We start from the raw sequence: 4285 nt of genomic DNA on the forward strand, positions 1-4285 counted from the left end.
AGCTGGGCGCGCAGCTCGCCGCCGGCCAGCTGCGGATCGCGGTAGTCCAGGCTGGTGGTGAGCACGCGGTTGCGCGGCGCCTCGCCCGGCTGTTGCCGCCGCAAGGAGGTGGTCGGGATGCCGGCGTCCATGTCGCCGGAGACGGCGCTGTAATCGCCGTTGCCCTGCAGCTGGAAACGGTTGGCCGTCAGCTGCAGCCGGCGTCCCTCGGCAAAGGTGTAGCCGAGCTTGGCGAAACCGTCCCAGCTCTTCGAATCCATCAAATCGCCCTGGGTGCCGTCCACGCCGATCAGCCGCCCGTGGCCGTCCGAATACATGCCGCGTTTGCGCCAGGAAGCGCCCACGACCATGTCGAACGCGCCCGAGCGTGCGCCCAGCAGCCAGGCCGCGCCGTAGCCCAGGCCCTCGGCGCCTTGCGTCGGCGCGCTCGCGTCCAGGGTGAGTTCCTGGCGGATGCCGTCCTTTGCCGGGGCACGCTTGGTGATGATGTTGATGATGCCGCCGGCGGCGCCCAGGCCTTGCAGCGAATTGGAACCCTCGACGATCTCGATCCGCTCGATCATCGCCGGGTCGATGGTGTAGCCGTCGCGCGAGCCGTTGCGCAGGGGGCTCGATTGGGGCACGCCGTCGATCATGTACAGCGGGTTGCGTCCGCGCAGCGTCTGGCCGCGCACCGACAGCTTCTGCGTGGAGGGCGAATAGGAGGGCACCAGCGCGCCGATCGCGTCGCCCAAGTCGGGTGTGATGGCCAATTGCTGCCGGAGCTGTTGCGGGTCGATCACGGTGATCGTCATCGGCAGCGCGCCCTGGCTGCGCGGCATGCGCAGGGTGCTCTCGGACACCTCGACGCGATCGAGGTTGGTCGCCTGGGTCGCGTCCGTGGCATGGAGCGGGACTGCCGGCGCCAGGACCAGGACGAGGGCAAGCGGGCGTACGGACAGCGACATGGCAACCTCCAGCGGGGAAGGCTGCGCAGGTTAATGAAAATTATTCTCAACAACAAGCAAGAACTTGCGACCCGCCGCGGCACCCGCGTTTCAGATCCCCGCCTGGTGCCCCAGGTTCGCCCGCGCCGCGTTCTCCGGAATGTGCTTGTGGCGGAACAGGATCACGAACAGCACCGCCACCACCAGCGCGTAGCCGGCGAAGCTCAGCCAGATGCCCTGCCACTGCAGCGCGCCGTCCGGGCCGGTGAAGAAGCGCTCGATCACCTGGCCGCTGATGGAACTGCCCAGCACCGCGCCCACGCCGTTGGTCATCAGCATGAACAGGCCCTGCGCGCTGGCGCGGATCTTCGGGTCGGCCTGGCCCTCGACGAACAGCGAGCCGGAGATGTTGAAGAAGTCGAATGCCATGCCGTAGACGATGTTGGACATCACGATCATCCACAGCAGTTCCGCCGGGTTGCCGTAGGCGAACAGGCCGAAGCGCAGCACCCAGGCGACCATGCTGACCAGCATCACCGTCTTGATGCCGAAGCGCTTGAGGAAGAACGGGATGGCCAGGATGAACAACGTTTCGGACATCTGCGAGATCGACAGCACGATGTTCGGGTAGCGCACCGTGAGCAGGCCCTTGTACGCGTCGATCTTGCCGAAGTCGTGCAGGAAGGTGTCGCCATAGGCGTTGGTCAGCTGCAGCGCGGCGCCCAGCGCCATCGCGAACAGGAAGAACACCGCCATCTTGTAGTTCTTGAACAGCGCGAACGAGCGCAGGCCGAGCACGTCGATCATCGAGCTGTGGCGGGTGTCGCGTGGCGGGCAGGGCGGCAGCGAAAACGCGTACAGGCCCAGCAGCACCGCAGCGATGCCGGCGATGCGGAACTGGTCCGGCGTGGTCTCGATGTGCAGCAGGCTGATCGCCCACATGGCGGCGATGAAACCCACGGTGCCCCACACGCGGATCGGCGGATACACCTTGACGATGTCCACGCCCTCGGTCTTGAGCGCGTTGTAGGCCACCGTGATGGAGAGCGCGATGGTCGGCATGTAGAAGCACATGTTGACCAGCATCACCCAGAACAGCACGGCCGGGCTGTCGATCGTCGGCACGATGAACAGCATCACGGCGCCGCCCAGATGCAGCACGCCGTAGAGGCGTTCGGCATTGATCCACTTGTCCGCGATGATGCCGGTGATCGCCGGCATGAACAGCGAGGCGATGCCCATCGTGGAGAAGATCGCGCCGAACTCGGCGCCGCCCCAATGGCGGGTCTGGAACCAGTAGGCGCCGATGGTGGTGAGCCAGGAACCCCACACGAAGAACTGCAGGAAGTTCATCACGATCAGACGCAGCTTGATATTCATGGAGCCATGTTCCGCATGTGCCTTTCCCCTGCCAAAAGCCGCGGGAATGCACCCATGGCTGCAAAGCGGGGCAGGTTAGAGAAACGCCTGCGGACGGGCAAGGCGCGGTGCAGCGGGTTTGTCGCTGCCGATGTTTCCGATCCGGGCAGTCTGGATGGACAGCCCCTAGACTGGTGCGCACCCCTCGCACGCAGCCGAGCCATGAATCTCTTCCTCACCATCGCCCTGGTGCACCTGGTCGCGCTGTCGAGTCCGGGGCCGGATTTCCTGTTCGTCTCGCAGACGGCGGTCAGCCGTTCGCGGCGACAGGCGCTGTTCGGGGTGCTGGGCATCACCCTGGGCATCACCTTGTGGTCGGCGCTGGCGCTGCTCGGCCTGCAGCTGGTGCTGCACCGGCTGGCCTGGTTGCAGCAGGCGATCGCGGTCGCCGGCGGCTTGTACCTGGTCTGGCTGGGCGTGCGCATGCTGCGCGGCGCGCTATCGCACGAGCCAGCGCAGGCGGGGCAGGCGACCATCGTGTTCGGCAGCGACCTGGCCACGCTGCGCGCGGGGCTGCTGACCAACCTGGCCAACCCGAAGGTGGTGATCTACTTCGGCAGCGTGTTCTCGGCCTTCCTGGGCGACCGCGTGGACGCGGCCGCGCGCTGGGGCCTGTGGCTGCTGGTCGTCGCCGAGACGTTCGCATGGTTTGCGCTGGTGGCCGCGTTCTTCGCACTGCCGGCGATGCGCCGGGGCTACCTGAAACTTGCGCGCTGGATCGATGGCTTTGCCGGTGCGGTGTTCATCGCCTTTGGCCTGCGCCTGATCGTCGCCCGTCGCGGTTGAGCCGATGCTACGAGCGCAAGGCGCCGGCCACACGCTCGCGCAGCACCGGCAGCAGTTCCTCCGCGAACCACGGGTTGCGCTTGGTCCACAGCTGGTTGCGCGGGCTCGGGTGCGGCAGCGGCAGCACGCCGCTGGCCAGGTGCGTGCGCCAGTCGCGCACGGTGTCGGTAAGGCTGGCGCCAGCCCGTGCACGCAGCAGGCCGACCTGCGCGTAGCGGCCGATCGCCAGGGTCAAATTCACCCGGGTCATCAACGGCAGCAGGCGCGGATGCCAGGCCGGTGCGCACTCGCGCCGCGGCGGCAGGTCCGCACCGCGCGCGCTGCCGGGGAAGCAGAAGCCCATCGGCACGATCGCCACGCGTGCCGCGTCGTAGAAGGTGGCCTTGTCCACGCCCAGCCACTCGCGCAGGCGATCGCCGCTCACGTCGTCGAACGGGATGCCGCTCAGGTGTACCTTGCGCCCTGGCGCCTGGCTGACGATCAGCAATCGTGCGCTGGCCGAGGCCTGCAGCACCGGGCGCACGCCGTGCGGCAGGTGGGCGGCGCAGATCTGGCAGGCGCGGATTTCGGCGAGCAGGCGGTCGATTTGGACAGACGACATGAGTTGGCGGGCGGCGGCAGGAGGGCGGTGGTACTCGGGCGTTCTGCTCAAGCCTCCGGCAGCACCTTGCCGGGATTGAGGATGCCGTCGGGGTCGAACGCCTGCTTGACGCCACGCATCAACGAAAGTGTCGCCGGCTCCAGCGCCTGCGGCATGAACGGGCGCTTGGTCAGGCCGATGCCGTGCTCGCCCGAGAGCGTGCCGCCCAGCGCGATCACCCGTTCGAACACCTCGGCGAGGCAGGCGCTCGCACGTTCGCGTTCGCCCGCGTCGCGCGGCAGCAGGTTGACGTGCAGGTTGCCGTTGCCGGCGTGGCCGAAGGTGACGATCGGCAGCGCATATCGCCCGGAAAGTTCGCGCACGGCCTCCACCAGCGCCGGCACCTGGCTGACCGGCACCACCACATCCTCGTTGATCTTGTCGGTGGAGATCGCACGCTGTGCCGGCGAGAGCGCCTTGCGCGCGGCCCACAGCGCCTGCGCCTCGGCGGCGTTCGCCGCGGCGCGCAGCTCGAGCAGGCCCTGGCCGCTCGCTGCCTGCGCCACCGCCTCGA

Annotated in this window: 5 protein-coding genes; 1 reads left to right on the plus strand and 4 read right to left on the minus strand. The window is 67.8% G+C overall.

The features are described from left to right. Positions 1–947, minus strand: a 947-nt coding sequence (locus tag HOQ08_RS13790; RefSeq protein ID WP_291196006.1) for a TonB-dependent receptor plug domain-containing protein, incomplete at its 3' end; no start/stop codon positions are given. A gap of 90 nt (positions 948–1037) precedes the next feature. After that, a complete protein-coding gene (locus tag HOQ08_RS13795; RefSeq protein ID WP_291196008.1) occupies positions 1038–2306 on the minus strand; it encodes a nucleoside permease in 1269 nt (422 codons plus the stop codon). Between the two features lie 201 nt (positions 2307–2507). Here HOQ08_RS13795 and rhtC point away from each other — a divergent pair, with 201 nt between their 5' ends. Beyond that, positions 2508–3131: a threonine export protein RhtC gene (gene rhtC, locus HOQ08_RS13800; RefSeq protein ID WP_291196012.1), complete on the plus strand. Its 624-nt coding sequence runs from the start codon at positions 2508–2510 to the stop codon at positions 3129–3131. A 7-nt stretch (positions 3132–3138) separates the two neighbouring features. Here rhtC and HOQ08_RS13805 read toward each other — a convergent pair whose 3' ends face one another. Both HOQ08_RS13805 and HOQ08_RS13810 read right to left on the minus strand, forming a co-directional pair. Continuing rightward, positions 3139–3732: a uracil-DNA glycosylase family protein gene (locus tag HOQ08_RS13805; protein ID WP_291196015.1), complete on the minus strand. Its 594-nt coding sequence runs from the start codon at positions 3730–3732 to the stop codon at positions 3139–3141. Between the two features lie 47 nt (positions 3733–3779). Then, positions 3780–4285 (minus strand): FAD-linked oxidase C-terminal domain-containing protein (locus HOQ08_RS13810; RefSeq protein ID WP_291196018.1); only part of this gene is annotated, 506 nt, incomplete at its 5' end.

Source organism: Frateuria sp. (assembly GCF_013362045.1).
Lineage (GTDB): Bacteria > Pseudomonadota > Gammaproteobacteria > Xanthomonadales > Rhodanobacteraceae > Frateuria_A.

Excerpts from the sequence above, each read along its gene's own strand:
- HOQ08_RS13795 (WP_291196008.1), bottom strand. The coding sequence starts at position 2,306 with ATGAATATCAAGCTGCGTCTGATCGTGATGAACTTCCTGCAGTTCTTC.
- HOQ08_RS13805 (WP_291196015.1), bottom strand. The coding sequence starts at position 3,732 with ATGTCGTCTGTCCAAATCGACCGCCTGCTCGCCGAAATCCGCGCCTGC.
- rhtC (WP_291196012.1), top strand. The coding sequence starts at position 2,508 with ATGAATCTCTTCCTCACCATCGCCCTGGTGCACCTGGTCGCGCTGTCG.